This window comes from Roseinatronobacter ekhonensis (assembly GCF_900499075.1).
Lineage (GTDB): Bacteria > Pseudomonadota > Alphaproteobacteria > Rhodobacterales > Rhodobacteraceae > Roseinatronobacter > Roseinatronobacter ekhonensis.
This window is the reverse complement of record NZ_UIHC01000045.1, coordinates 1-23,546: the sequence shown is the minus strand read 5'-3', so window position 1 is coordinate 23,546 and position 23,546 is coordinate 1. Positions and strand designations below refer to the sequence as shown.

Annotated in this window: 22 protein-coding genes and 2 pseudogenes; 11 read left to right on the top strand and 13 right to left on the bottom strand. The window is 63.4% G+C overall.

Annotated elements, in window-relative coordinates; genetic code table 11:
- Positions 1–124: 124 nt before the first annotated feature.
- From ROE7235_RS15520 to ROE7235_RS15485, 8 genes and pseudogenes are all read right to left on the bottom strand, one after another.
- On the bottom strand, positions 125–2,431 hold the full coding sequence (locus ROE7235_RS15520; protein ID WP_121096406.1) for a phospholipase D-like domain-containing protein: 2,307 nt from the start codon (positions 2,429–2,431) through the stop codon (positions 125–127).
- On the bottom strand, positions 2,428–3,888 hold the full coding sequence (locus ROE7235_RS15515) for a hypothetical protein (RefSeq protein WP_147434236.1): 1,461 nt from the start codon (positions 3,886–3,888) through the stop codon (positions 2,428–2,430). Before ROE7235_RS15515 ends, ROE7235_RS15520 begins: the two co-directional genes overlap by 4 nt.
- Before the next feature lie 131 nt (positions 3,889–4,019).
- Positions 4,020–4,954 (bottom strand): annotated as a pseudogene (locus tag ROE7235_RS15510) (IS5 family transposase).
- Between the two features lie 330 nt (positions 4,955–5,284).
- Positions 5,285–6,313 carry an IS110 family RNA-guided transposase gene (locus ROE7235_RS15505; RefSeq protein WP_121096404.1) on the bottom strand — a complete coding sequence of 343 codons (1,029 nt, stop codon included), beginning with the start codon at positions 6,311–6,313 and terminating at the stop codon, positions 5,285–5,287.
- Positions 6,314–6,607: 294 nt separating this feature from the next.
- Entirely contained in the window at positions 6,608–9,244 is a 2,637-nt protein-coding gene (locus tag ROE7235_RS15500; protein ID WP_121096403.1) for an AAA family ATPase, read from the bottom strand.
- Positions 9,241–10,353, bottom strand: a complete 1,113-nt coding sequence (locus tag ROE7235_RS15495) for a metallophosphoesterase family protein (RefSeq protein ID WP_121096402.1) — start codon at positions 10,351–10,353, stop codon at positions 9,241–9,243. Before ROE7235_RS15495 ends, ROE7235_RS15500 begins: the two co-directional genes overlap by 4 nt.
- On the bottom strand, positions 10,350–10,760 hold the full coding sequence (locus tag ROE7235_RS15490) for a hypothetical protein (protein WP_121096401.1): 411 nt from the start codon (positions 10,758–10,760) through the stop codon (positions 10,350–10,352). The genes ROE7235_RS15495 and ROE7235_RS15490 overlap by 4 nt, the downstream gene beginning before the upstream one ends.
- Positions 10,757–14,077, bottom strand: a complete 3,321-nt coding sequence (locus ROE7235_RS15485; protein ID WP_245963993.1) for a TM0106 family RecB-like putative nuclease — start codon at positions 14,075–14,077, stop codon at positions 10,757–10,759. Before ROE7235_RS15485 ends, ROE7235_RS15490 begins: the two co-directional genes overlap by 4 nt.
- Positions 14,078–14,172: 95 nt before the next feature.
- Between ROE7235_RS15485 and ROE7235_RS15480 the strand changes: the two genes are divergently transcribed.
- Positions 14,173–15,156 (top strand): helix-turn-helix transcriptional regulator, encoded by a 984-nt coding sequence (locus tag ROE7235_RS15480; RefSeq protein WP_121096400.1) that lies wholly within the window; start codon positions 14,173–14,175, stop codon positions 15,154–15,156.
- A 101-nt stretch (positions 15,157–15,257) separates the two neighbouring features.
- A pseudogene (locus ROE7235_RS15475) lies at positions 15,258–16,182 on the top strand (IS5 family transposase).
- 554 nt (positions 16,183–16,736) lie between these two features.
- Here the strand turns inward: ROE7235_RS15475 and ROE7235_RS15470 are convergent.
- A complete protein-coding gene (locus ROE7235_RS15470) occupies positions 16,737–17,627 on the bottom strand; it encodes a LysR family transcriptional regulator (RefSeq protein ID WP_121096399.1) in 891 nt (296 codons plus the stop codon).
- A 202-nt stretch (positions 17,628–17,829) separates the two neighbouring features.
- Between ROE7235_RS15470 and ROE7235_RS15465 the strand changes: the two genes are divergently transcribed.
- Together ROE7235_RS15465 and ROE7235_RS15460 are read left to right on the top strand one after the other, a co-directional pair.
- A complete protein-coding gene (locus tag ROE7235_RS15465; protein ID WP_121096398.1) occupies positions 17,830–18,282 on the top strand; it encodes a hypothetical protein in 453 nt (150 codons plus the stop codon).
- A 31-nt stretch (positions 18,283–18,313) separates the two neighbouring features.
- Positions 18,314–18,967: a CDGSH iron-sulfur domain-containing protein gene (locus tag ROE7235_RS15460; RefSeq protein WP_121096397.1), complete on the top strand. Its 654-nt coding sequence runs from the start codon at positions 18,314–18,316 to the stop codon at positions 18,965–18,967.
- Between the two features lie 30 nt (positions 18,968–18,997).
- Here ROE7235_RS15460 and ROE7235_RS15455 read toward each other — a convergent pair whose 3' ends face one another.
- The 4 genes from ROE7235_RS15455 to ROE7235_RS15440 form a co-directional block, all read right to left on the bottom strand.
- Positions 18,998–19,366, bottom strand: a complete 369-nt coding sequence (locus ROE7235_RS15455) for a hypothetical protein (protein ID WP_121096396.1) — start codon at positions 19,364–19,366, stop codon at positions 18,998–19,000.
- A 249-nt stretch (positions 19,367–19,615) separates the two neighbouring features.
- On the bottom strand, positions 19,616–19,906 hold the full coding sequence (locus tag ROE7235_RS15450; RefSeq protein WP_121096395.1) for a hypothetical protein: 291 nt from the start codon (positions 19,904–19,906) through the stop codon (positions 19,616–19,618).
- Between the two features lie 8 nt (positions 19,907–19,914).
- Entirely contained in the window at positions 19,915–20,235 is a 321-nt protein-coding gene (locus tag ROE7235_RS20210; RefSeq protein WP_121096394.1) for a signal recognition particle, read from the bottom strand.
- A gap of 18 nt (positions 20,236–20,253) precedes the next feature.
- Entirely contained in the window at positions 20,254–20,814 is a 561-nt protein-coding gene (locus ROE7235_RS15440) for a S24 family peptidase (protein ID WP_183073539.1), read from the bottom strand.
- A 192-nt stretch (positions 20,815–21,006) separates the two neighbouring features.
- On the opposite strand from ROE7235_RS15440, the gene ROE7235_RS15435 reads away from it, so the two are divergent.
- The 7 genes from ROE7235_RS15435 to ROE7235_RS15410 form a co-directional block, all read left to right on the top strand.
- Positions 21,007–21,267 (top strand): hypothetical protein, encoded by a 261-nt coding sequence (locus tag ROE7235_RS15435; RefSeq protein ID WP_121096392.1) that lies wholly within the window; start codon positions 21,007–21,009, stop codon positions 21,265–21,267.
- The gene (locus ROE7235_RS15430; RefSeq protein ID WP_121096391.1) at positions 21,267–21,614 is read left to right on the top strand and encodes a hypothetical protein; all 348 of its coding nucleotides are present in this window, start codon (positions 21,267–21,269) and stop codon (positions 21,612–21,614) included. The genes ROE7235_RS15435 and ROE7235_RS15430 overlap by 1 nt, the downstream gene beginning before the upstream one ends.
- A 2-nt stretch (positions 21,615–21,616) precedes the next feature.
- Positions 21,617–21,769 (top strand): hypothetical protein, encoded by a 153-nt coding sequence (locus ROE7235_RS20205; RefSeq protein WP_183073538.1) that lies wholly within the window; start codon positions 21,617–21,619, stop codon positions 21,767–21,769.
- Entirely contained in the window at positions 21,766–21,972 is a 207-nt protein-coding gene (locus tag ROE7235_RS15425; protein ID WP_121096390.1) for a hypothetical protein, read from the top strand. The genes ROE7235_RS20205 and ROE7235_RS15425 overlap by 4 nt, the downstream gene beginning before the upstream one ends.
- Positions 21,969–22,238, top strand: coding sequence for a hypothetical protein (locus ROE7235_RS15420; RefSeq protein ID WP_121096389.1), 270 nt, complete (start codon positions 21,969–21,971; stop codon positions 22,236–22,238). Before ROE7235_RS15425 ends, ROE7235_RS15420 begins: the two co-directional genes overlap by 4 nt.
- 5 nt (positions 22,239–22,243) lie before the next feature.
- Positions 22,244–23,176 carry a ParB/RepB/Spo0J family partition protein gene (locus ROE7235_RS15415; RefSeq protein ID WP_121096388.1) on the top strand — a complete coding sequence of 311 codons (933 nt, stop codon included), beginning with the start codon at positions 22,244–22,246 and terminating at the stop codon, positions 23,174–23,176.
- A partial coding sequence (locus tag ROE7235_RS15410) for a DNA-binding protein (protein ID WP_281272870.1) occupies positions 23,173–23,546 on the top strand: 374 nt, incomplete at its 3' end. The genes ROE7235_RS15415 and ROE7235_RS15410, both read left to right, overlap by 4 nt.

The following is a 23,546-nucleotide window of genomic DNA, read 5'->3' as shown; positions in this document are numbered from 1 at the left end:
CGCTGCACGGACATATGACGAATTATGGAAGGCGGTCGGTCATGTTTGTAACCTGTTCACCCCTGACGAATGCTACAACTTCTTCAAGGCCGCTGGATATGAAACTGATTGAACCAGACGCGCTCTAGTCGGTCAATTCGGCATGCGCCGCCGACAGCGCGGGCATCGCTCGCCGCACGAAAGCGTCCACTGCCGGGCGCGTGCGCACGAGACTCATGACGCTCCTCGCAAGGCCAGCATTCACCGCCTCGAGTTGAGCGATTACGGATCGCGACATCTCAGCCTGGCGCGCGGCGTCGAGCACAAGCCCTGCCGTGAACAGGATCGTCGCGAGCGCGTCGATGCACTCCTCTTCGAGCGCGTTGTCCTCCATCGCGGCCACTTGGCGTTCCAACGGTGCCTCGAGCTCCTGGAGCAATCGACCGAGAAGCCGGATCCAGCTGCGTGCCGGTTCCGTGGCAGAGATCGGATGAGTCTCGTTGTGCCTTGCGCCCACGGATGCACTCGACTTGAGCACCACGTTAATCAGGATGTGCAGCCGGACGGCATTCAGAAAGCTTAGAGGTTCGACGTCGGGACGCGCCAAGGCGTCGCAGGTCTCGCGAACGCGGAGGGCGAGACGGTCTGCGCGCTCATTGGCCTGGGTCCACGAGGCTTTCTTCCTGGGCGCCCTGGGCATTTTTCGCGAAGCCTGACCGCCATTGCGGCCACCTCCGGCCCCATTGCCGGAGAGGGCTTTCGTCAGCGCATCGTCATCATCCTCATCGACCTCCTCGGCGCTCAGTCCAAGGCAGCTGTTAACGAAGCGGCGCATCTCGGCAACCGGACCGGACCTCATCGCTTGCTCTTCTTCCCGAGTCGGGGCCAGCTCACGATACTCGTCGTCAGTCAGGCGCTCGCCCTGACCTTCGCCATCATCATCATCATGATCATCGTCGCCGCTCGTGCGATCACGTTTCACGTCCCGCTTGACGGTGATCTCCTGCCGGCTCGCCATGATGATCTTCAGCGCGCGCTCATAATCCTCCTCGTCGAGGTCACTGCGCCCTTCGAGATCGGCGAGCAGGCGCGCGGCACGTCCAGAGTTCGGGGGCTCCGAGCTCCGCCCCAGCCGGCCAAGCGACGCGATCGGGATCGGCGCGCTTGCGGTCTCATTGCCGAATATCACGCGCCCGACGCGAGGAGCCGGCCCGTCCGTGTCGAACTCGCAAGACCACTGGCCATGCGCCAGGGACGGCGCGAATACCCCGATGACGCTGTTCGCGCTGTCGGTGAGCTCAAGGCGGCATCTGTCGGGTTTGTCGACCCCGGAAGGCGGTTGCCAGAAAAGCATTCCGTGATCGATCCAGAGTGCGCCGCCATCCGGCACCGCGTCTGGCTCGTTCTCGGTCATGACCGCACCCGATTTGCGCGGTCGCAGATGTGAAAGAGGCATCTCTTCAGAAAGAGAGACAGAAAGTCCGAGCCGGTCAATCACCGCACCAGCGGGCTCCGTGCGCATGATGCAGGCCTCTGCATTTCCGGCGCCATCGAAGCGACCAAAGAGACCCGCTTCAGAAATATTGGCTGATCCGGAAAGGATGTAATCGGCCTCCTGCCCACAGGCGATGAGCAGCTTCGCATGGAGACGCCTCGTTCCGCCTGCGGCATGCGTGCCAGTCGAATGCAGCGTCAGCCCCGTCTTCGACTGGAAGGTGGTTACGCTGAAGTCATGCTCCCCGGTTTCGACCACCAGGGCGCTTGCCGGAGACCCGAGGCTTTTTCGCATCTGTTCAAGTCCGCGTAGGTCGTCGTCCCAATACGGAGAGACAGCAACCAGTCGATCGATCACATCATCCCCGATGAAGGCGACGAATGCCTCCCCTACCCCTACCTCTTCCGTCTCCGTGATGAAGGATACCCGCCGGCCGTCGATCCCTACCTCTACGGCCGCGGTGACTGCCGAGAGCCACGGTGTCTTTGCCCGAGCTCTGCCAACAACGTCCTTCATCGCCCGGTCCCGGGGGTCTGCGTGACGCTCGAAGTATTCCAGCGCGGCGGCCAGCAGCGGTGCCGCACGCATATCTTCCGACGTGACGAGGATCTCGCTCACCGCTTCCATGTTCCCCATCAGGCCGGCCCCAGTGAGGTTGGCGGAGCCGATTATCAGCGAGCCGCCTTCGCGTCCCAGTCTCAGGGCAATTTTAGGGTGGAAGGCGCCTGACACTTTTCTTTTTGCCAGGTGATAGGCGGTGCCGGCACGGGGTGCCGGGGCAGCCTCGGATAGCGTCCTGTTGAGCATGTTCTGATCAACGATGATGCCGATATTCCGGCACCCGCGACTACGCATCCCGATCAGGATCACGTTCTCGAAGACAGTTGGGTCGAAGCTGAACGTCGTCAGCAGAGCCGAGTGATATCCCTCGGCGCGGAATACCTGATCATACCTCATACGGCCTCAAGGTAATCACGGCCGCGGTCAGTCAATCGCCCCTTGTACAGCAGGCCAACGTCGTCGAGGAATTTGATGGCTGTGGCGAGCCTCGGTCCGCTGGGGTTAGCGTCTATAAGGGAGCGCGCCCTGAGACGCGCATGCTCGAGCTCCACGAGGTAGGTATAGCTCCCCTGGAGGCGAAACTTGCGGGCAGCGACCTCGAGGTGCCGGCGCAGGATCCGCTCGTATATGAGCTGACCCATGGCTTTCGAGGCAGGCTCGTGGCGCCTGTGCTCGATCCAGGTCAGTTCCGTGACACAGGTCTGATGGCCTGGCCTCGTGGGCAGGCTGCCCTCAAGTTCATCAATACGCCCTCGCCACTCCGCCCATAGGCGGGCGATCGGCGCCATGATCGCCCCCAGAGATGCGCCATCGGCGCGGCCTGCGTCCTGTAGGTCATGCAGGCTATGGTTCGAAGCAGAGAGCTTATCGAGCCATTCTCCGAGAGGCATATCCGGAACATCGCCGATGATGTCCCCTATGAGTTCTGGCACGAGAAGGCCTTCGGACGCATCCTCGAGGCCAAGAATGGCATGGTTCATCAGGTTCTCATAGGAGACACGCAGCATGTCGCCGACCTGGTAGTGCTGCCAGGCTGCATGGGCTTCTGCGTGGTCCCCGTCCGGAGGGTGATCCATCCACCACCACCGCAACATGTTTTCACTGACGGGCTGACTGTCTGTCTTTCTGGCGATTTCCAGGATGGCCAGGAGAGAAGCTCTCCGGGCAAGGCCGGTCTCCGATCCGTCTTCGCCCATAAGAATTTCCCTGAGCAAGCGCGCTTCTTCCCCGTCTTGATCAATCGCGCTGGGCGCCATCGGGAGCATCTTGGCAAGTTCATCGCGACTTACTTGCCCAGCCTTGGCGATCTCGAAGAACCGTTCCGGAGCGATAGGTAGTGCAGCCTCGTATGCCTCGGCGAGACGCTCTCCGTCCTTGGTTGGGACCGGCATATCGTGCCGGGCAGCTCGGGCCAGGAGTCCTATCTCGCGCATCTGGCCGAAGTAGGTGCCCTGGAAATCCCCGGACGGCGGGCCGAGGTAGCGTAGATCGGCCGGCGTCTCGAGGCTCGTCTCAAAGCGGAAGTCGAAGATGTCATCCTCCTCGGCCAACTTGTTCAGGGCAAAGCGCGCGCCGGCGATGCCGGTTTCCCTGTCCCACTGTGCTGACGCCAGGGCGTAAAGCGCTTCCACTCGCCGAGTGTGCTCATGGAAGGCCTTCCTCGAGGTGATCTTCGTCGTTCGCGCGTTCCGCGTGATCCACCAGGCATGGAAAGCATAGTTCCGCATCCTGGTGGTGATTGAACTGAAGCCCGGAAGCAGCGACTGGTAGAAGGCCTCGACCGGAGCAAGCATAGCCAAATGATCCAGTCCCGACGAGGCGCCAATCTCGGTCCACTCTGCCTGCCCGTCCATTGTCTCTCCTCGCCCCATTTCTTGTTGTCAGCCTATTGGCAGCAAAGCCCTCTTGGAATAGCTGATTGAACAATCTGGGCTTTGTTGCGCAAAGACCGTAAATCCCGGAATTCCCCTTTACCCGGACGCACTTATCCCACAGGCTCTGTGATGGGTATGCCGAGCGCGGTGTAGCCGTTCAGCACGGCGGCGCGGATCTGAAGTTCGGCGACCTGGCGATCGAAGTCGCGCGCCATGAGGCTCTGCCCCACAGTAGCTTCACGCAATGCATCTTCATCTCGGCGCGGCTTCGGCGGTGGTATCCGCTCCATTTTCGCCAGATGGCGCGGCCGAGGTATCTCGATGCGCGCAGGGCCTCGTTCCGGGCAATGGCGCCTGCGGTTGATGGCTTCCACGGCTTGGCATTCTTGCGCGGCGGTATGACGGCATGGGCGCCGCGGTCGGCGACGGCGTCATGGCACTTGCGCGTATCGTAGGCTTCGTCAGCGGTGATCGATCCGATCTCCACGCCGGCGGGGATCTGGTTGAGCAACTCGGGCAGCATGGGCGCGTCCCCGACGTTGCTTCCGGTGATCTTGATGGCTCGGATCTCCAGCGTCTGTTCGTCGACGCCGATGTGGATCTTGCGCCAAAGACGGCGTTTCGCGCCGCCATGCTTGCGGGCGTTCCACTCGCCTTCACCTTCTGCCTTGATGCCGGTGCTGTCGATCAACAGGTTCAGCGGCCCATCTGAGCCGCGGTAGGGAATGGTCACGGACAAGGTCTTCTGGCGCCGGCTCAGTGTGCTGAAGTCGGGCGCCGCCCAGTCGAGGCCGACCAGGCGCAGGAGGCTTTCAATGAACCCGGTCGTCTGTCGGAGCGCCATGCCAAAAAGGACTTTCATCGTCAGGCATGTCTGGATCGCGGCGTCGCTATATAACCGCTGCCGGCCTCGCTTGCCGGTCGGCGGCGGCACTCAGACCATGTCCGGATCGAACCAGATCGTCAGGGAACCACGCTGCTTCAGCGCTTCGTTGCAGGCCGGCCAGTTCTTTGTCTTGTAGCTCGGCGGGATCGGTCTGCTCATGCAGGACAGCTACCACGCTGGATTCACGAGATGAATCCCTCACCCAGCCTTTGCGCATGTATGGATGCCCCCGTTGGTGCAAGACATTTTTGAACGGTTCGAGCGTGTGATCGGGTGCGGTCATGTATCAGGCCTTTCTCTGCGGCACTGACATGGCCGCTGGCCGGTATGGCGATGCGCGGACCAGAGGCATATCAACAAACCGAGCTCGTTGGCTCCTGCACAAAGACTGCTTTCTCTGACCCGGATCTGGTCGATCCTTTGCCCTTACTGTTCAATGACCTCCTCACACCCCCGACGTGCCCCGACGGATTGGCAAACGCGATGCGCTCAGACCAACTCCGCCACCGGGTTCCGATAATCCTCTTGTTTCGTCAGCATCGCCCAGAGGGCACGCGCCATCTTGTTCGCAAACGCGATGGCGGCGACCATGCGTGGCTTGCGGGTCAGCAGGCGTTTCAGCCAGCCGTTCTTCGGCGTATCGAACCGCTCGACCGCCTGAAGGACGGCCATGGCGCCGGACACCAGAAGCGTGCGGATATCGCGCTGGCCCATCTTCGATGTCTTCCCGAGCCGTGCTTTCCCGCCCGTCGAGTGCTGTTTCGGCACGAGCCCGAGCCAGGCAGCAAAATCGCGCCCACGCTTGAAGGTGGCCAAGTCAGGTGCAAATGTTTCGATCGCCAAAGCCGTGACAGGACCGACCCCAGGCATGGTTTGCGCCCGACGCGCCAGATTGGCTTCCGTGGCAGCACGCTTCATCTTTCCGTCAAGCTCCGCGACCCGGGCGGTCAGGCCATCAATCTGTTCAAGATAAAGTCGGCCAAGCTCCAGAACGTCGTCGGGCAGAGCCATGTCTTCGTCTGCGATGGCGTCCGCAAGCCGCTTGAGATGGGCGGGCCCTCGAGCCGCGACCAGGCCATGCTCGGCCAAATGACCACGCAAGGCGTTGATCATCTGGGTGCGCTGGCCAACAAACATCTGCCGAGTGCGAAACAGCATCGCACGGGCCTGCTGAACTTCCGTCTTCACGGCAACAAAGCGCATGGTCGGACGCAACGCCGCCTCAACGATCGCCTCGGCATCGGCGGCGTCGTTTTTCTGACGCTTGACGAAGGGCTTCACATAGACTGGCGGGATCAAGCGGACCTCGTGTCCCAGCTTCCCGAATTCGCGACCCCAGCCATGTGCCGTCGCGCAGGCTTCCATGGCGATAACGCACTTGGGATGCTGAGCGATGAACGCCAATAGCTGAACCCGGGACAGCTTCTTCCGAAAAGCGACCGATCCGTTGTGGCGCGCGCCATGAAGCTGGAAGACGCGCTTTGCCAGATCGATTCCGATGATGGTAACCTCAGACATGGATGCTCTCTCCCTTTGTGATGGCTTCAGCACTCATCACATTGGCACATTGCGATGCCGTCGGGAGAGGGCATCCACGCCATCAACAAAGCCCCGCCTGATCATTGACGCGGGCTCTGTCACTGCCCATTCATTCCCTTCCGACTACTGAAACACGCTGCACGTCCAAAGCGCCACCCGTCGGCCAAATCTCGGAATGGCTGCCTTGAAACCAGCTCCTTGATGACGAATGACCTTCGCTCGGTGGCAGACATTCTTCGGTTCCTTTACTTTGCACCGGACCGGCGGCGCATTTTACGCTACATCCTCCATCCTGATGTTGGGTCGGTCCCCGCCGAGGCCGGCAAAGGCCAGCTGTCGGCACGAGAAGACGATGATCTGCTGGTCGAGCGCCACGCGGTTCAGAGCGGTGAACATCTTCACGATCCGGTCGTCATCCGAGTAGACCAGCGCGTCGTCCAGGATGATGGGCAGATGTTGGCCACGCCGCGCGAACAGGCGGGCGAAGGCGAGGCGCGTGAGGATGGCGATCTGCTCTTGCGTGCCGCCGGAGAGGGTCTCGAAGGCTTCGGTCTCACCTCCACGGCGGAGGGCGCCGGGGGTGATGCTGTCGGTTTCCCAGTCGATTCCGGCGTCGTCGTGCAGGATGCGCAGCAAGGGGCGCAGCTCCTCCTGGACCGGCTCGAAATAGGCTTCGCGGGCGCCGTCCCGGGCCATCTCGAGCGCGTCGCGCAGGCGGACCAGGGCCGCGACCTCGGCGGCGTAGCGCTCTGCACGGGCGGCAAGGCTGCGCATCCGCTCGGCCACCTCGTCGCGGCGCTCCTCCACCCCTTCCTGGGCGCGAGTGTCGATGCGGGCAGACAGGTCGGCGCGGCGTTCCGCCAGGTGCTCGCGCCGCTTGCGGGCATTCTCGAAAGCGGCCTCGGCCCGCTTCAGGTTCGCGGCCGCGGTCGCCGCGTCCGGCGCGTCTGCCTTCAGCAAGGCCAGGGCCCGTGCCTTGCCTTCCGCTTCCGCGGCGGCGACTTGCGCGGCATCGGAAAGCGCGCTGCGCCGCGCCTCGCGGGCATCGGCCGCGCCCGCATGTGCCTCGGCCCGCTTGCGCCGGTCGCGCGCCGCGGCGAGGGCGGCGTCGGACGTCGCCGCCTTTTCCCGCGCATCGGCCACCGCTTCGGCCGCGGCGCGCAGGCGACCGCGCAGCTCTGCGTCCCGGGTCTCGGCCGCTTCGAGATCCGACGCCACCTGTTCGGCAGGGCGCACCGGGGTATCCGACACATCCTTGATCGTCTCGCGGGCATCCGCGAGCGCCTGGTCCAATGCCTCGACGCCGGAGGGCGCCAGCGAGCGGAGCATCTGTTCTGCCAGCTTCGCGGCGTTCTCGTCGGCCTGCCGCTGCCGCGCCCTTTCGCGTACTTCGGCCAGGGTCCCGACCTCGCAGCGCGCCAGGAGCTCGGCTTGCGCCGCCAGCGCCTCGGCCAAGAGGGTTTCGATGTCGTGGTCCTCGGTCGCGTCCGGAAGCTCGAAGCGCAGGGTGGCGATACCCGGCACCTCGACCTCCGCGCCGTCCTTCAGCGCAATGGCATCGCCGCCCGCGATCTGCGCGCCGGCAAGGCAAAGCCGCGTGTCCCCGACATAGTCCACGTGCATGCGCACGGAACTGGCCGCGACCCGGCTTCGCAGCCGCGCCGTCTCCTTCTCCGCATCCTCGAGGTCGGCCAGTGCCTGCTCCGTGACCGGGTTCGCCGCCATCCGCGCCCGGCATTCCGAGGCTGTCGCGGCATGCTCCCGTGCCTGGCGGAGCAGGTCGCCGATGCGGTTGACCTCTTCCCGCGCGCGCCGAATGCGCTCTGCCCGTTCGGCCCGCCTCTGCTCCTCGCGCAGGGCCCGCGTGGCCTTCTCGGCCTCTTCGAGCGCGCACTTCAACGCGCTCTCGGCGTCACGCGCCTGCTTCAGGGAACGGAGCCGCTCGGAGTTCAGCCGGTCCGCGTCCTCAAGGGCGCTGGAGGCGGTTTGGGCCTCCGATACCGCCTCGATGAAGGCATCCCGTGCACGCTCGGCCTCGGAGTGCTGCATCAGCGCGAGGTCCAATTCTCCCTGTGCCGAGGCGATCTTCTGCGCGTGGCTTTCGGCGGCGCGGGCGACCTCCCGTGCCTCCGCCAGGTCCGTCTCGCGCAGCGCTTTCGCTTCCGGCTCGTCGAGCCGCCGCAGTTCGGCCTCGGTCGCGCGGCGCTCGTTCAGCGCGTCCGAAAGTTCCGCGCATTGACGCTCCAGCACCTCGAGTTCGGCTTCAAGAGCCTTGGCCGCATCCACCGCGTCCTTCCACGCGCCCCGGGGCGACAGCCGGCTGCCGGTGGCCAGCGCGTCCAGATCCTCCTGGCAGCGCTTCAGGATGCGGTCCATGGTCCGCCCGCCGGTGACCTGCTCGATCTCGCCCGCCACCGAGCTCAACAGGTCCCGACGCGCCTCTGCGAGCCGGTCCTTCTCGGCCGGTTTGGCATTCGCAGGCTCCAGCCCGAGAACCCCCTGCCGGACCCAGAGCAGACCGGTGGGGCCCCCATCGGAGGCCCCGATATGCCGGGCGATCCAGTCCTCGGCCTCGCCATCGCGGGCAATGACGGTGCCGCGGGAGGTGTCGGTGACGCTCGCCCCCTTCTGCGCCAGAAACCGCTTCTCGATCGCGTAGCGCGCGCCGTCGATCTCCACCTCCAGGCCGATGCGCACGCCCCCGCCGGCACGGGGCCGCAACGACTGGATGCTCTTTCCGGTGGCCGTGTGTTTTTCGAAGACGACGGCGTAGATCGCGTCGAAGAACGTCGACTTGCCGAACTCGTTCGCCTCGCAGATCATCGTGATGCCGTCGCCGATGGAGTCGATCGCGACAAGTTTTCCGCCGAATTTCCGGACGTTCTCGAGGGTCAGGGCACGCAGTTTCATTTCACCTCCAGGGCGTAGGAAAAGAGCCGGGTGAGCGCCGCGGCCGCAGCGGTGTCGCCCGCGTCGGCAGCAGCGGCAAGCGCCTCGGCGGCGTCGCGCACGGCGCCACGGTCATCGATCAGCGACAGGTCGTCCGCCTCGTGCGTGACGGCAAGCGCCGAGAGATCGCCGTTCGCCCAGAGGAAGTCGGGAGCAAATTCCTCGATCGCCCGCGCGAGCGCCGCATGACCGGCGAGCCCGGTGCGGCCGGTGGCGCGAATGTCGATCAGGGTGCGTTCGCGCCGTGCAAGTTCGGGGAGAGCTTCCGTTAGACGCTCGGTTGGGTCTTCGGTATCGAGAAGATCGAGGGTCACCCGGGTCCAGCCGATCTGCCCCGTCATGACTTCCGTCACCTCGGGAGCCGCCCCGCGAGAAGCGAGACCGACCAGCAAGGCCCCGGCGGGACGATGCGGTTTGAAGCTGTCCGGCTCGGGCGTTCCGGAATACCAGGTATTCGGCGTCACTTCGATCCGGCCGTGCCAATCCCCGAAACCGAGGTAGTCGAGCCCCGCCCGCCTGGCCCGGTCCGGCGCGATGACGGCGCCGCCCTCGCCGCCCATCTCGTCCACCGACCGGAAATCGCGGATCGAACCGTGCCCGAGCCCGATCCGGATCGCCTCGCCGGTGTCGGCGCCGTCCATCCATTCCGTGAGGTCACGGCCCGGATTGCGCGTGGTGCAGGGCGCGGGAAGAAGCACAGCGCCCCCGGCCAGAGCCAGCGGCTCGGAGGCGAGTGCGAGTGTCACGTTGTCGGGCCGCTCCCGCTCCAGAGTGCCCCAGATCTCCGACGCGCCGAGGTGATCGTGGTTGCCCGGCATCAGCACCCAGGTCAGGTCGTCATGTCCGGCCATCGTGTTCATCGCCTGCCGCAGGGTCGCGCGGGCGGGGGTCTCGGCGTCGAAGGTATCGCCGGCCAGCAGGACATGGCTCGCGCCCCCGTCACGCGCGGCCTTGGCAAGCGCCCCGATGGACTCCTGGCGAGCCTGGCGCAGGCGCTGGCGCACCTCCTCGGCGAATCCGCCGAAGGGCTTGCCGAGATGAAGGTCCGAGGCGTGTAGAAAACGGATCATTCGCACGTGGTCCTTTCGCGGTAGAGTTCATCGGCGCATGCGCGCGCCTCATCGACATGATGGAACATGTCGGCGTGCCTCCGACCGAGAACGGTCAGACGGAAGACCTTCTTGCGGCTCGCGGTATGGGTGGCTGTGTATTCGATTCCAGCGACCTCCTTGTCTCCGTCGAAACCGCGCATCAGCCATTGTCCCTCGTGCGGCTCCCAATCCAACGCCCCGATGGGAATGCGTTTCCCGACAAAGCGCGCGCGTTCATACGCTGCGATGTCTTCCAGAGCCTCGGCCCCTCGTTCGGCATTGGGTCCGCCATCCTCGACCCATTGCGTTGCCCGTCGCGCGATGTCCCATCGCGTGTTGGCCGGCATGGTGGCAAGCCGTTCGGGCAGCGATTTCACCTGTGTCATGAACAGTCCTCCATCTCTAACGGAATTTGAGTTGCCTGTGGCTCGGCAAGAGCGCAGAGGACGTTCACCAGCGCCATCTGCTCGACGCTCGTGCACGTCGTGTCCAGCAGGCGCGGCGATGCGAAGACCAGCGCCAGGCCTTTCGCACGCGACACCGCGACATTGATCCTCTCCCGCGACAGCAGAAATTCCATGCCGCGCGGCATCTCCTCGCCGGAGGAGGCGGTCATCGAGACGAGGCAGACGGGCGCCTCCTGTCCCTGGAACTTGTCGACCGTTCCGACGCGGATCCCCGGCGGCAGGGCGCGGCGCAGGGCGTTGACCTGGAGATTGTAGGGCGCAACCACGATGATGTCGGCCTCGGTCATCGGACGGGTGTGCCCCTCCCGGTCGGTCCAGGTGCCGGTCAGCAGATCCGCCGCGGCGGCTCGGATCGCCGCCACCTCCTCCGGCGCGGATTGCGAGTTGCCCTCGTGCTCGACAGGGACCAGACGGGCGCCGGTGACGGGCCATTGCGGCAACCCGTCGACGCGTTGCCGCGCGGTATCCGCGTGGCTCTCGAGCCGCCCTTCGTAGACCTGGTCCGAGATGAACCGGCAGACGTCTGGGTGCATCCGCCGCGTGATGGGCAGAAAGATCCCGCGGTCGGACCGGATCGCGGCATCGCCGCCCTGCATCCAGTCGAGGCAGGACAGGTCGGCCGGAGACGGATGCGCGCCCTGCTGGACCTGAGGCAGCTGGCACGGGTCTCCGACCAGCACGACATTCTCGGCGCAGGTCGACATGGCCAGCATGTTGGCCAGCCCGACCTGCCCCGCCTCGTCCACGAAGATGTGGTCGAAATGCCCCCGGAGCCCTTCACGCGAGAACAGCCAGGCGGTGCCGCCGACCACGTCCGCCTCGCGGAAGAGGTCATCATCGTTCTTGTCCGTCCGCCGGATGGGACACTCCACCGGATAGCTGTCGTCGCCCAGCTTGTGGACGAGGGTGAAGTCGGGATCGTCCCACTCGTGCGCGGCGAGGACGCCCATCAGGACGTTCTTCACCGCCTCGTGGCTCGTGGAGGCGGCCGCAACCTTCTTGCCGGCCCGGACAAGTGCGAGGATCGCACGGGCGGTGACGTAAGTCTTGCCGGTGCCGGGCGGTCCCTGGATGGGCAGGACCGTTCCGACCATCTCCATCACCGCGTCGATCGTGCCCTCCACTGGGTCGCGCCCGTTCAGGACGTCCGCGCGCGGCCCGCTGCGAAAACGGGGGGCGGCGCGTGTCAGAAGGGCGTCGGCGGCGCGCAGCACCTTGGGCCCGCATTGATCGTCGATCACCGCTCCGATTGCGTCCTGAATCGGCTTCGTGTTCAGCGGCGTTTCCGGATGCAACGCCGTCACGCTTTCCAAAACGGCGGCCTTCGCCTTTCCAATCTTCAGCATCAGGTTTCCCTCGGCGACGTCGAAGTCATGCAGGGTCGCCGTCGCGATGAAGCCGTCTTCGTCGTAGCCGATCGCCGGTCGGGCACCCTCCTTCAGCCGCGTCTCCTGCTGCGGGAACGTGAAGCGCTGACCGACAGACTGCTTGATCGTCACGGGCTCGCCCGCCCGGATCAGCCCGCCCACGGCATCGACGCTCTCGACAAGCTCGTCCTCCTCCTTCGCAATGCTGTCATGGATCGACCAGTAGACGGGCTTGTCCTCGCGCCAATGATATTGCGCCAGGTCGAAAAGCAGTCGCTGGCGGTCCAGCGGCAGGTCCGACGCCGCCAGCCGAGCGCGAAGGGCCTCCGTCCGCTCGTCGGCCTCCGTCTCCTTCTCGTCGGCGCTCTCGTCAGGCAGCGATGCCCAGGCCCTCTCGGGCCGGATGGAGACCAGCCAGTCGCGCAGTTCCTCGGTCGAGACACAATCGACCTCGTTATAGGCGCGGATTTCTTCGAGGATCGCGTCGTCGCCAGTCCGGCGCCACTCCTCGTAGGCCACCACCGAGCCGCCGGACGTTGTGACGTCGCCCGCCCGCTTGCCCCGGTAGAAGGCCTCCATGGACTTGATCGAATAGTTCCTCTCCGACGCCAGCAGCCCGCCTCGCACCACGGCGTAGAGGTCCACGAACCGATGCTCCCGAAGCAGCCGGTCGAGAAAGGCCTCGCCGATCCCGTATTTCGCCGTCAGCCGCTTGAGCGCCGTCACCTCGTAAGCTGCGTAGTGATAGATGCGCGCCTTCGGAAAAGCCGCCAGGCGGTCGCGGAACCAGGTGAAGAGATCCGAGAGCGCCTGCGCCTCCCTGGCGTGATCGTGGGCCCAGAAACCGGTGAAGGCACCATCGGCCCAGACCCCGTGGAGGTATTCCAGCCCGCCCTCGTAGTAGGGGTCGCCTTCGATGTCGTAGAACACGTCGCCGGCCTGCGGTTCCGGCAGCACGCCGAACCCCTTTCCGGGGGACGGCGCCCTGAGTTCGAAGGACGGTGCGCCATTCTTCCGGGCGTGCTGAAGCCGCGCCTGCGCGACGAGCTTGTCCAGCGTCGCCGCCGCCATGCGCCGCACCGGCGCGTTGCGCGAGGCCAGCGCCTCCATGGTGTTGACGCCTTCGGCTTCCAGCTTTGCGATCTGGCCCGTGCTGATGCCCGCGACGTTGTAGAGGCTGTCGGTATGGTCCCACACGGACTGGCAGTGATCCTGCCACCGACAGAGGGTGCAGGCGGCGCATCGCCGAGGCTGCGTTTCCGGCCGGGTCTGCGCGAACTCCTCCAGCCGCAGGCGCGCGCGCCGGGCGTATGCGGCATAACCGGCCAACCTGAAACTTGCCCGTTCGCCGTTGCCGAGTTCGACATGCGCGAACTCCGGGGTGACGCCTTGCAGGTCGGCCAGCAGGTCCGAGTAAAGCACCAGCTGGAGAAGATGCTTGGCATCGGGTTTCCGCTTGAGCTTGGTGTCGGTGACCTCGTAGCGCCAGCCGCCGAGGTCCGAGCGCCGCTCTACCCGTTCAAGGAAGTCGGACCACCCGCCCCATGACCCGCCGTGGAGGGCAGCCTGGAAAATGACATCGGCCCCGGTGGCCAGCGCCTTCCTGGTTTCGACCACCCCGCTCTCCAGCGACAACCCCTCGCGCGGCACTTCCACAACGTGCCGTCCCGATGCCCTGAGGGCGTCAAGATGCGCTGCCTCGTGCGCGTCTCCCATCTCCTGCAGAAGCTTTGCCTCATCGTCATCCGCCCGGGGCTTGGGGCCATACCCCTCAAGCCGCGCGAGATCGAGATGCGTCGCATGCGTGCAGCCGGCGAACCGCATTAGATCTGATGCAGAGAACAGGATTTTTTCATCGATCAATTGCACGGAATTCGGGCCTCCATTTCACACACGATTCGCTCGACTTTCGGCCCCATATTCATCATAACTCAGGTGCACGTCAAAAACTGTCATGGTCAAAGATGTCATTCACAAAAGCCCAAGATCTGATTGAGCTCGCCAAGATGGCGAATGCACGACATGGAGGTGTCACGCTCGAGGAAATTCGCGATCGATTCCAAGTGACGCACCGCACGGCGCAGAGAATGACCGTGGCTCTCGAGGAGACATTTTCCGGCATCGAGAACCCGACCAGGCCCGATCGCCGCAAGGCCTGGAAATTGCCGGAACCGGTCCCGGCGGCCCTGTCGCCGCCCATGGATGAAAGCATAGAAGCGCTCGACTTCGCCATACGCGAGGCCCGGGACGCCGATCGTCACCGCCATGCCCGGACACTCATGCGGTTGCGCGACGATCTCCTGCAGCGGGTCTCTGGTGTCAGAGCTCGCGCGGCGGAAACCGATGCAGAAGCGATCCTGCAATCGGTCGGCCGCGTCGCGCGCCCGGGTCCGCGAGGCCGAATTGATCCGGCGGTGGCCGACGCCGTCTACGACGCGCTGCGAGGCCCCTACCGCCTTCGTGTACGTTACCGTTCGCAAGGCGGCGACGTCCGCGAGCGCGATATCGAGCCCTTGGGGGTTCTGCTCGGCCCCCGAAGCTACCTTGTTGCCCGCGTGCCCGAGGACACAGCCTTCCGCCATTTTCGCATGGACCGCATCCTCGCGGCGGAAAGCACCGACGAGTGGATCGCGCTCGATCCCTCTTTCGACATCAATGCCCATGCCGGTGAAGCCTTCGGCTCCTACCACGATCCCGCTCAGATCGGCTCCGTCGCCTGGAAATTCTCGCCGCACGCGGCGCAGGCCGCGTCCGAATTCCTCTTTCACCCCGATCAAGAGCAGGAAACGCTCCCCGACGGCAGCCTGCTCGTGCGTTTCACGGCATGCGGATGGCTCGAGATGGCCTGGTTTCTCTACCAATGGGGGGAAGAGGTCGAAGTGCTCGAACCCGCCGGGTTGCGTGACCTCGTTCACCCGGGCCGGCGCGACTTCGGAATACTGCCGTGAGAAAACCGGGATTATCCGCAAATTTGCCCCATTGACGTGGCTCTGTTGCACAAATCCCGTCAGGGATTCATCTCGTGAATCCAGCGTGGTAGCTTTGATGTATGAGCAGACCATCCTCCCCGACCTACAGGACGAGGAACTGGCCGGCCTACAATGAAGCGCTCAAGCGCCGGGGCTCGCTGACGATCTGGTTTGATCCCGAGATGACCTGGGAAGTCTGGCAAACGTGGCCGTCGGCAGACCTACAGCGATGCCGCCATCCAGACCTGCCTATCAATGAAAGTCCTGTTTGGCATGGCACTCAGGCAGACGACGGGCTTCGTCGAAAGCCTGTTGCGGCTGGCCGGGCTCGACTGAACTGTACCCGACTTCAGCGCGCTGTCGCGCCGTCAGAAGACATTGGCCGTGAACATCCCATATCGAGGTTCGAAGGAGCCGTTGCATCTGCTGATCGATAGCACCGGGATCAAGGTTGAGGGCGAAGGCGAGTGGAACGCACGCAAGCATGGAGGTCCCAAGCGGCGCGTTTGGCGCAAGATCCACCTCGGGATCGATGAACAGACGCTGGAGGTTCGGGCCGTCGAGATCACCGGTAGCCACATCGGCGACGCACCTATTCTGCCGGACCTGCTCAGCCAGATCCCAGCCGAGGTAGAGATCGCCAGCGTCACTGCAGACGGCGCCTACGATACTCGCAAATGCCACGACGCTATCGCCGACCGCGGTGCGCATGCCGTCATCCCACCCCGCAAAAACACCAAGCCGTGGAAAACTATCACCGCGGGTGCAGTGGCCAGAAACGAGGCCCTGCGAGCTTCGAAATATCTCGGCCGCGCGATCTGGCGGAACTGGAGCGGTTACCATCGCCGAAGCCGCGTCGAGACGAAGATGCACTGTATGAAACTGCTGGGGCAGCGCCTCATGGCGCGGAACTTTGACTGTCAGGTCGCCGAAGTCCAAGTCCGCATCGCCGTCATGAACGGCTACACCTCCCTTGGCATCCATATCACAGAAGCGGTGGGATGAATCCGTCCGGGGAAAGGGGAGCCTTGGGCATCAGGCGTTTTGTGCAACAGAGCCCTATGCAAGCGAGCTTTGCCAGATCGGATATCAACGAAACCGAGAACCCTGTCCGCGGTTAGGTCCCGCGCCTGAATTGATGTGTCTGTCCCTATCGATCAACGACAATCGCCGACGACGGACGCAAGTTGTTGCTATTTTCTTGCTACTTGACTCTGCGAAGCGGATTATTCAATTAAGATCAATGACCTACGAAGCGTTGCTCCGATCCATCATGGGTGCGACGGACAATCTAGCGTTCTGATCTAATGTCATTTTCGAGCTTTGAACAGTATTACCCCGGCCTTACCAGACACAGACACGGGCCGGTGGAACTCCGCGCGAGTTGTTGACCAATTGCAGCGCATCGCAACGTCGCCGTCCGGTCTATAGCCGATATGGCCAAGGTAGGGAAACCGTCCTGTCAACCACGAGGGGCATAAACATGGCCCAAGGGTGCCGCGTGTCCTTCGCCCGTGCAGAGAAATGCGGCGCAAGGGATCACCTGCAACGATGCCACTTCAGATTGCAGGCCCGGTCTGGCTGTCGCCTTGGCCTGTCCGCGCAGCCTTCAGGTAATCAAGAAACGCCTTTACCTTGGCCGTGCGGTGCAGGTCTACATGCGTAACGGTCCAGAGCGGGGTAGACCAAGCCTCTCCCGGTGGAATGACCTCTACCAGATCGGGCCGGATACAGGCGTCGTGCTCGGCAAGAAACCCAAGGCCCAAGCCCGCGCAAACCGCGCTGTGCAGGACCTGCTGGTCGGTCGTGTGTAGCGCCAAGGCCTCTGGCGGGACATTGGCGTTCATCCAGTCGGCATAGGGCACTGGGCGCGGCACCTCAACAGACCCAACAAAGCGGTGCGCTTCAAGCCGGTCGGGGTATCCGGCGCGGTCGACATAGCTGCGGCTGGCATAAAGCCCGAAGCGCAGGCGGCGGAACAACGTCACGACATAGTCAGGCACGTCCGGTTTTGCCCCGGCGCGGATCGCGACATGAGCCTCGCCATGTTCCAGCCGTGCAAGCTGCGCGCCAGCGACAAAGTCGAGCGCGATCTGCGGGTGTGAAAGATGGAAATCGCGGATCGCTTGCATCACCAGCGGCGCCACCCCAGACAGTGCCGTTACGATCAGCGCACCCGAAAGCTGCCCCGCCTTACCGCGCGCGCGTCCGGCCAGATCGGTGAACATCTCGTCGGCGCGGCCCGCAATCTCTAGCATATCGCGGCCCGCATCTGTCAGCGCGTAGCCCCGCGCATGGCGCTGGAACAGGGGCGCGCGGAAGGCGGCTTCCAGTGTCTCGACATGACGGTTGACCGTTGCGCGGTGCACGCCAAGGGCATCGGCAGCGGCGCTGACCGTGCCCAAACGCGCGACCATCAGTGCTGTGCGGAGTTCTGTCCAGTAGTCCATATCCCATTATAGCACCATCCAGATGGCGCACCAACGCGCATATACTGCGCATTTCGATATCTGGTGCGCAATTGGGTCATAGTGCAGGTTGCCGCAAGACCCAACACCCAAACAGGCACTGATCGAGCTGCTTGTCGCAGTGGATGCGGCCTAACCCCATTTTGCGCCCCGGCACAAACCGGCTGAAACAAAGGTTTTCCAAATGACCAAGACCCATACAACCGCCCTGAAGATTGCCGCCGCGCTGTGGGTGATCTGGGGCCTTGTTCACATGATAGCCGGTGGCATCATCATGACCCAGCCGACATCCTTGGGCTTTGCCGCGGTCGCCGATGCTGTCGATCCGACGCTTCTGGCGGCGGAGTATCATCCGGCGGTGGGCGGCGTGCTGAACCAGCACGGGTTCAACCTGCTGTGGATCGGGCTCGCCACCCTTATCGGCGCCGCCTACATCTGGCGTACGAACATGACCGCGATCTGGGTCACGGCCATGGTCGGAGGATTGGCGGATGTCGGCTACCTTCTTTTCGTCGACCTGCCGGGCTATGTGAATTTCGTTCCGGGAACGGTCATGACGCTTGTGTCGGCCTCTGCCATCATCCTGAGCTTCTGGGTGTGGCTGCCGAACCGGAAAACCGCTGTCGCCACAACCTGACCCACCCAACGCCAGCCTGAAAGGCCAGACCATGCCCGACCTGCCAAAGATCACCCCCGCGCCCAACGGCCCGCTCATTGTCGCAACGCCGCCCGACCTGACCGGAGCGTTTGACGCGGACTTGTCCGACAAGCCTAAAGTCGCACTCTGCCGGTGCGGTGCGTCTGCCAACAAACCCTATTGCGACGGGGCACACGCCAAGATCGGTTTTGACAGCACGCCCGATCACACCCGGTTGCGCAACACGCCTGTCGATTATTCCGGCGAGGTGGCAGGCGTGGCCGTCACGATCAGCTACACGCCTGCCCTGTGCACCCATGCCGCCCAATGCCAAGCGCGCGCGGCACAGGTCTTTGACCCGAAAAAGAAACCGTGGATACAGCCAGAGAATGGCACGCTCAATGCGATCCTAGACGTGATTGCCGCCTGCCCCTCTGGAGCGCTTCGCGTTGCGGTCGGCGACCAACCGGCGCAGCATATGACCACCGGCGCGGTCGCAATCGGGGTTGAGAAGGACGGCCCGTATCACGTCACCAACATGGCGCTCGCGGCGGATTTCAACGGCGCGGGCGCGTCACGGGCGAAATACTCGCTTTGTCGCTGCGGGTTGTCGAAAAACAAGCCATTCTGCGATGGCACACATCATGACGCAGCATGGTCTGATGGCAATAGCGCCGCGCAGTAGCGCATCGGCGCGCCCCGCAGATCCCGACCCTCAGGGCCGGAAGAACACCGAAAAGGCCAGTCCCAGCATCTCGCGGATGCGTGCCCGGTCCTCGCCTGCCGCGCGCTGGGTTATGGCAAGCGCGATCTGCTCGCCAAGGTAGGTCGCACCGGCCTCGACCGGGATCGCGCCGGGCCAGTCGCCGCTATCCCTACGGGATTGAAGGAATGCCGCGTAAGCCGTTTTGGCCGCGGAATCGATCTCTTCCACCCGCGCGCGGGTTTGCGGCTGTGCGTTGACAGAGATATCTGCACAAACCGGAAGAGGGCGGCCAATCTTGGAAGAACACGGATAGGGGCGCTTTTTCAGGGGGTTGTGGGGCGTCGGGCGTTTGGTGTGGTGCGGGCCCGTTGTTTGCACGAAATGCGGAAAACGGCTTAGTGACGGCCTATCGGGCGGTGGTGGCGCGCTCTTGAACGCAGCGTTGAAGCCTTGTTTCAAAGGGGTTTTCAATAGATAGGTGACAATGCGGACCTATTGGAACATGGAACCGGAGTTCCATGTTTGGTGCGCCAGTTCCATGTTCGGGCAAGACCTTGAAATTATAGTCTAAAAGTAAAGCGCACCCGCAAATGGGCGCGCTTTCAACATGGAACTGTTTTTGAGGGATCAGGAGGTCTCAACGATGATCTTCTTGCCGCGTGTAAGGAGCACAAACGCCCCGAAAATGATGGTCCCAAATGCCCAAAGCGCAATGATCATACCAGCGCCGATTGCCGTCCCCACAGCAGCACCTGCGCGCTCCATTTCATTCGTCAGTCCGGCTGCGGTGTCGCCCGCCGCAGAAAGGCCACCAACAAACCACAAGACCATAAACAACTGAAATGCCCAGAACAGGATAAGGAATATCCAACCGAAGACGCCGCGTTGACGCTTCTCAGTTCGTGTAATCGTGCCCATTCAATCCCTCATTCAATAAAGCCAAAGTGGCGTGCCGTGCGCTCGACCGACCGACAATGTGCCGTGAGCGCACTACCCGACATGCCCGAATTCTGGAAGGTAGATCCGTCCACCATCATCTGCAACGTGCCCGGAAAGCTCATGTCCGAGGGGTCCGTATTCTCGTCGATCCAGTCCGACACTGCGCTTTGATCAAAGGTCAAGCCGCACAGATCCTCTGCGGCAATGACTGTTCCAAGTTCGGTCGCCCGTTGCATAGATTCGAAATTCTGTGCGTTTGCCATCGAACATACAAACAACATCGGCAGGCTTAAAATCAGGTTTCGCATAATAGTCCTTTCAGTTTCCTAACCCCAATTATGCCCTGACCAGACGATCTGGCCAAGGATGTTCTGGCTGACGTGGTTCATCGCGTCACCGACGCGGTGGTCAGGGGCGTGCTTTGGGTTGTCGGAGCGCAGGATCAGGGCGGTGTCGGGGATCACCTCGATCCGCTTGATGCGCAGCGCGTCGCCATCGTTAAAGGCGTATATCTTGCCGGATCGTATATGGGTCTTGCGCCGGTCGATCATCACGAGGTCGCCGTGGTAGATGGATGGTTCCATGCTGTCGCCGCGCACGGTGATCAGCATACTGTCGCCAGGGCTGATGCCTTGGCTGGCCAGCCACGTTTTGGAAAAGGCCAGATGATCAATCGGTTCCCCTTCGGGGTTGATCATTCCGTCCCCCGCCGCCGCAGACACATCAAAGCGACGGATCGTATCGAATTCCGTACCGTCGATCAGGGCGGTTGGTGCTTGGGTCGCGCCGCGCGGCGGTCCGAAATAGAATTCTAACCCAAGAACTTCTCCGAGCTTCTCCAGTGTTTCAACACTGTAACGTTTCCCGCCAGCCTTCGAAGCCTTCATATTCTTGATCAAAGAGTAGTGCCCAGCGGCCATTTTTGACGCCGCCGCCGCACTTAACCCCTTATTTTCAAGGGCTTTTTCTATCTCTGAGAGAATCGGGTCCATATGTCTCTTTAGCCTAGTTTAGCTAATCTCGCAAGAATGGCTTAGTTTAGCCTTGTCAAGCTGGCTAAACTTAGCCATTATACCAGCATGACACCGAGCAGCCTGATCACACTCGCAGAGACTCTTGCCGCCCATCAGGGCGTCACGCATTTCGCGATATCCTATCGCGCCCTGAAAAAGGGTGACTTTTTCAAAAAGCTGATGGCGGGCGGGGATTGCCGCACCGCCACGGCGCTTCGGGTTGCCACTTGGTTCACCGAGAATTGGCCAGACGATCTTGACTGGCCCAGCGATGTCCCGCGCCCGAAAGCAGCGCCCGAGAAGCGCAAGAGCCGGAGGGTCGCCTGATGGCCCGCGCGCGTCCTGTCCTTGGCTATCCGAGCCGGTCTGCGGCCTGCCGGGCCTTGCATGATCTGGGCCTGTCGCACGCGGCAATCGTGCTGCGCTTCGCAGACGCGGGCGAGCCGATCACCAAGGCGCAGGTGTCGGGGCTGCTGAACTACACGCAGGTCAGCGCCAGTGCTCAGTTGAAGGTGGGCCGCGCTGTGGTGGAACGGCTTGGCCCCGCTGCGCGAGCGCGCGGCATCACGCCCGCGCAGCTGGCCGAGAGGCTGCTGGCCACCGTCACGCAGGCTGACCTGATCGACGCCGTTATGGATGACCAGGACGAGATTTCCAATCACAAGGAGGTTTGACAATGGTGCAGTATTCGCGCCCGCCGCGTGCGCGTGGCCGCTTGATCCGGGCCATGCGTGGCCTGAACGACCATTGGGTCGGTGACTTTATCGGCGGGGCTTGCCTTGTCGGCACCATCGTTATTGGCGTGATCGCCGCCGGGGTGCTGTCATGAATAGTGCCGTCAATCCAAGTGTCGAGGAACGGTTCGCGCGGGTGCGCGAAACCATCGCCAAGCTGCGCCGCCCCGGTGTGTCTGGAATGGGCCTGCCTGTGCTGCGCATGCGGCTTGTCGATGACCTGATCCAGCTAGAAGAGTTGGGCGCGCTGGAGCATTGCGCCGAGATGCTGGCTGTCACCTATGGGGGGCGGGCATGACGCGGGGATACAGGGTTCAGAAAACACGCGCCGCCTTTGTTGTGATCAATGCCGAAGGCGACCGGGTCAGCCCGTTCTTGGCGAATGAGCTGGCGGCGGAGCGCGAGCGCAAGCGGTTGCAGGATGCACTAGATGCGCGCAAGCGCGCAGGGTTCCGCGCCTGCCTGTGTTGTGAAGCATCCTTTTGGAGCCACGGCATTCATAACCGGCTGTGCGACGGGTGTCGCGATCATGCGACCCGTCTGGGCCGCGAGATGGCGGGGTAACGGGCATGGCAGACAAGAAACCCCCCAGATTGATGCAGGTCGACCGTGTCGCGGTCGCCGAGATCGACGTGTCCGACCGATTGCGCCCGGTGTCGGAAGCGGGTGTCGATAGCATTATGGCGTCGATCCAAGAGACCGGCGTGATGAAAGACGCGGTGCACCTGCGCCAGAAGAAGGGCGGCAAGCTCGTGTTGATCGCGGGCGGACACCGTCTGGAAGCCGCCAAGCGCCTTGGCTGGTCCGAGATCGAGGCCAAGGTCTGGGCCGATGTGACCGACGATTGGGCGCGGTTGATGGAGATCGACGACAATATCGCGGGAGCGGAATTGTCGCCATTGGACACGGCGGTGTTTCTCGCGGCGCGTAAGCGGATTTACGCGAAACTGCACCCCGAAGCTGTCGGGGGCGTTGCCGGTGGCCTTGCGCGGCAAGGTTCAGCAATGGACATCGTGTCCTTTGCTGAAGCAACTGCGGAAAAGTTCGGAATTACGGTTCGTCACATAAACCGCATAGTCGCCGCCGGTGGCTGCCTTGACCCGCGCGATATCATGCTGCTGCGTCAAGCGCCCAAGGCCGTCACGCTGAAAGACCTGACCGAGATCGCCAAGATCAGCGAAACGGTCGAACGCTATGATGTGGTCGCGGCGCTGTCAGAAGGCCGCGCCAAGTCGGCGGCGGATGCGCGCCGCCAGCGCACGGCAGCCGCCAGCGACACCCCCGTTGAAGACCCGGTTGAAGCGGCCTTCAAGGCACTCGACAAAGCATGGGCGCGTGCGCCGATGGCCGCGAAAAAGCGGTTCCTGTTCGAGCGTGCCAGCGAGGTCTGGGAAGCGCAGAACAAGGGTGCTGCGCTCCACAAGCACGCCGAGGCTGACCACACCGTGCCAGCCCCTGACAGCGACGCCCCCGCCTTCACGTCACGCCGGGGGGCCGCATGACTGACCTTACCCCCGATCAGATCTGGTGGACCGCGCAGGAATTGGCAGATGCAGGCCTTCCCGACATTCCGGCGACCCGTAAGGGCGTTGAGAAATGGGTGGTTCGCATCAGCCTGCGCGCCCATCCTGATTATGCGCGCAAGCGCGCCGGTCGCGGGGGCGGTTGGGAATACCATTGGAAGGCATTGCCGGTTCGGGCGCAGCGCGCGCTGCTGGCCAAGGCCAGCGCGCCCGCGCCTGCCGCGCCCGCTGTGGACCGCGACACGGCATGGGCGTGGTTCGAGGGGTTGCCAGAGGCCGCGCAGGACAAGGCTCGCGTCCGGTTGCGGATCATCCAGTCAGTAGACGCGCTGGAGGATCAGTTGGGGCG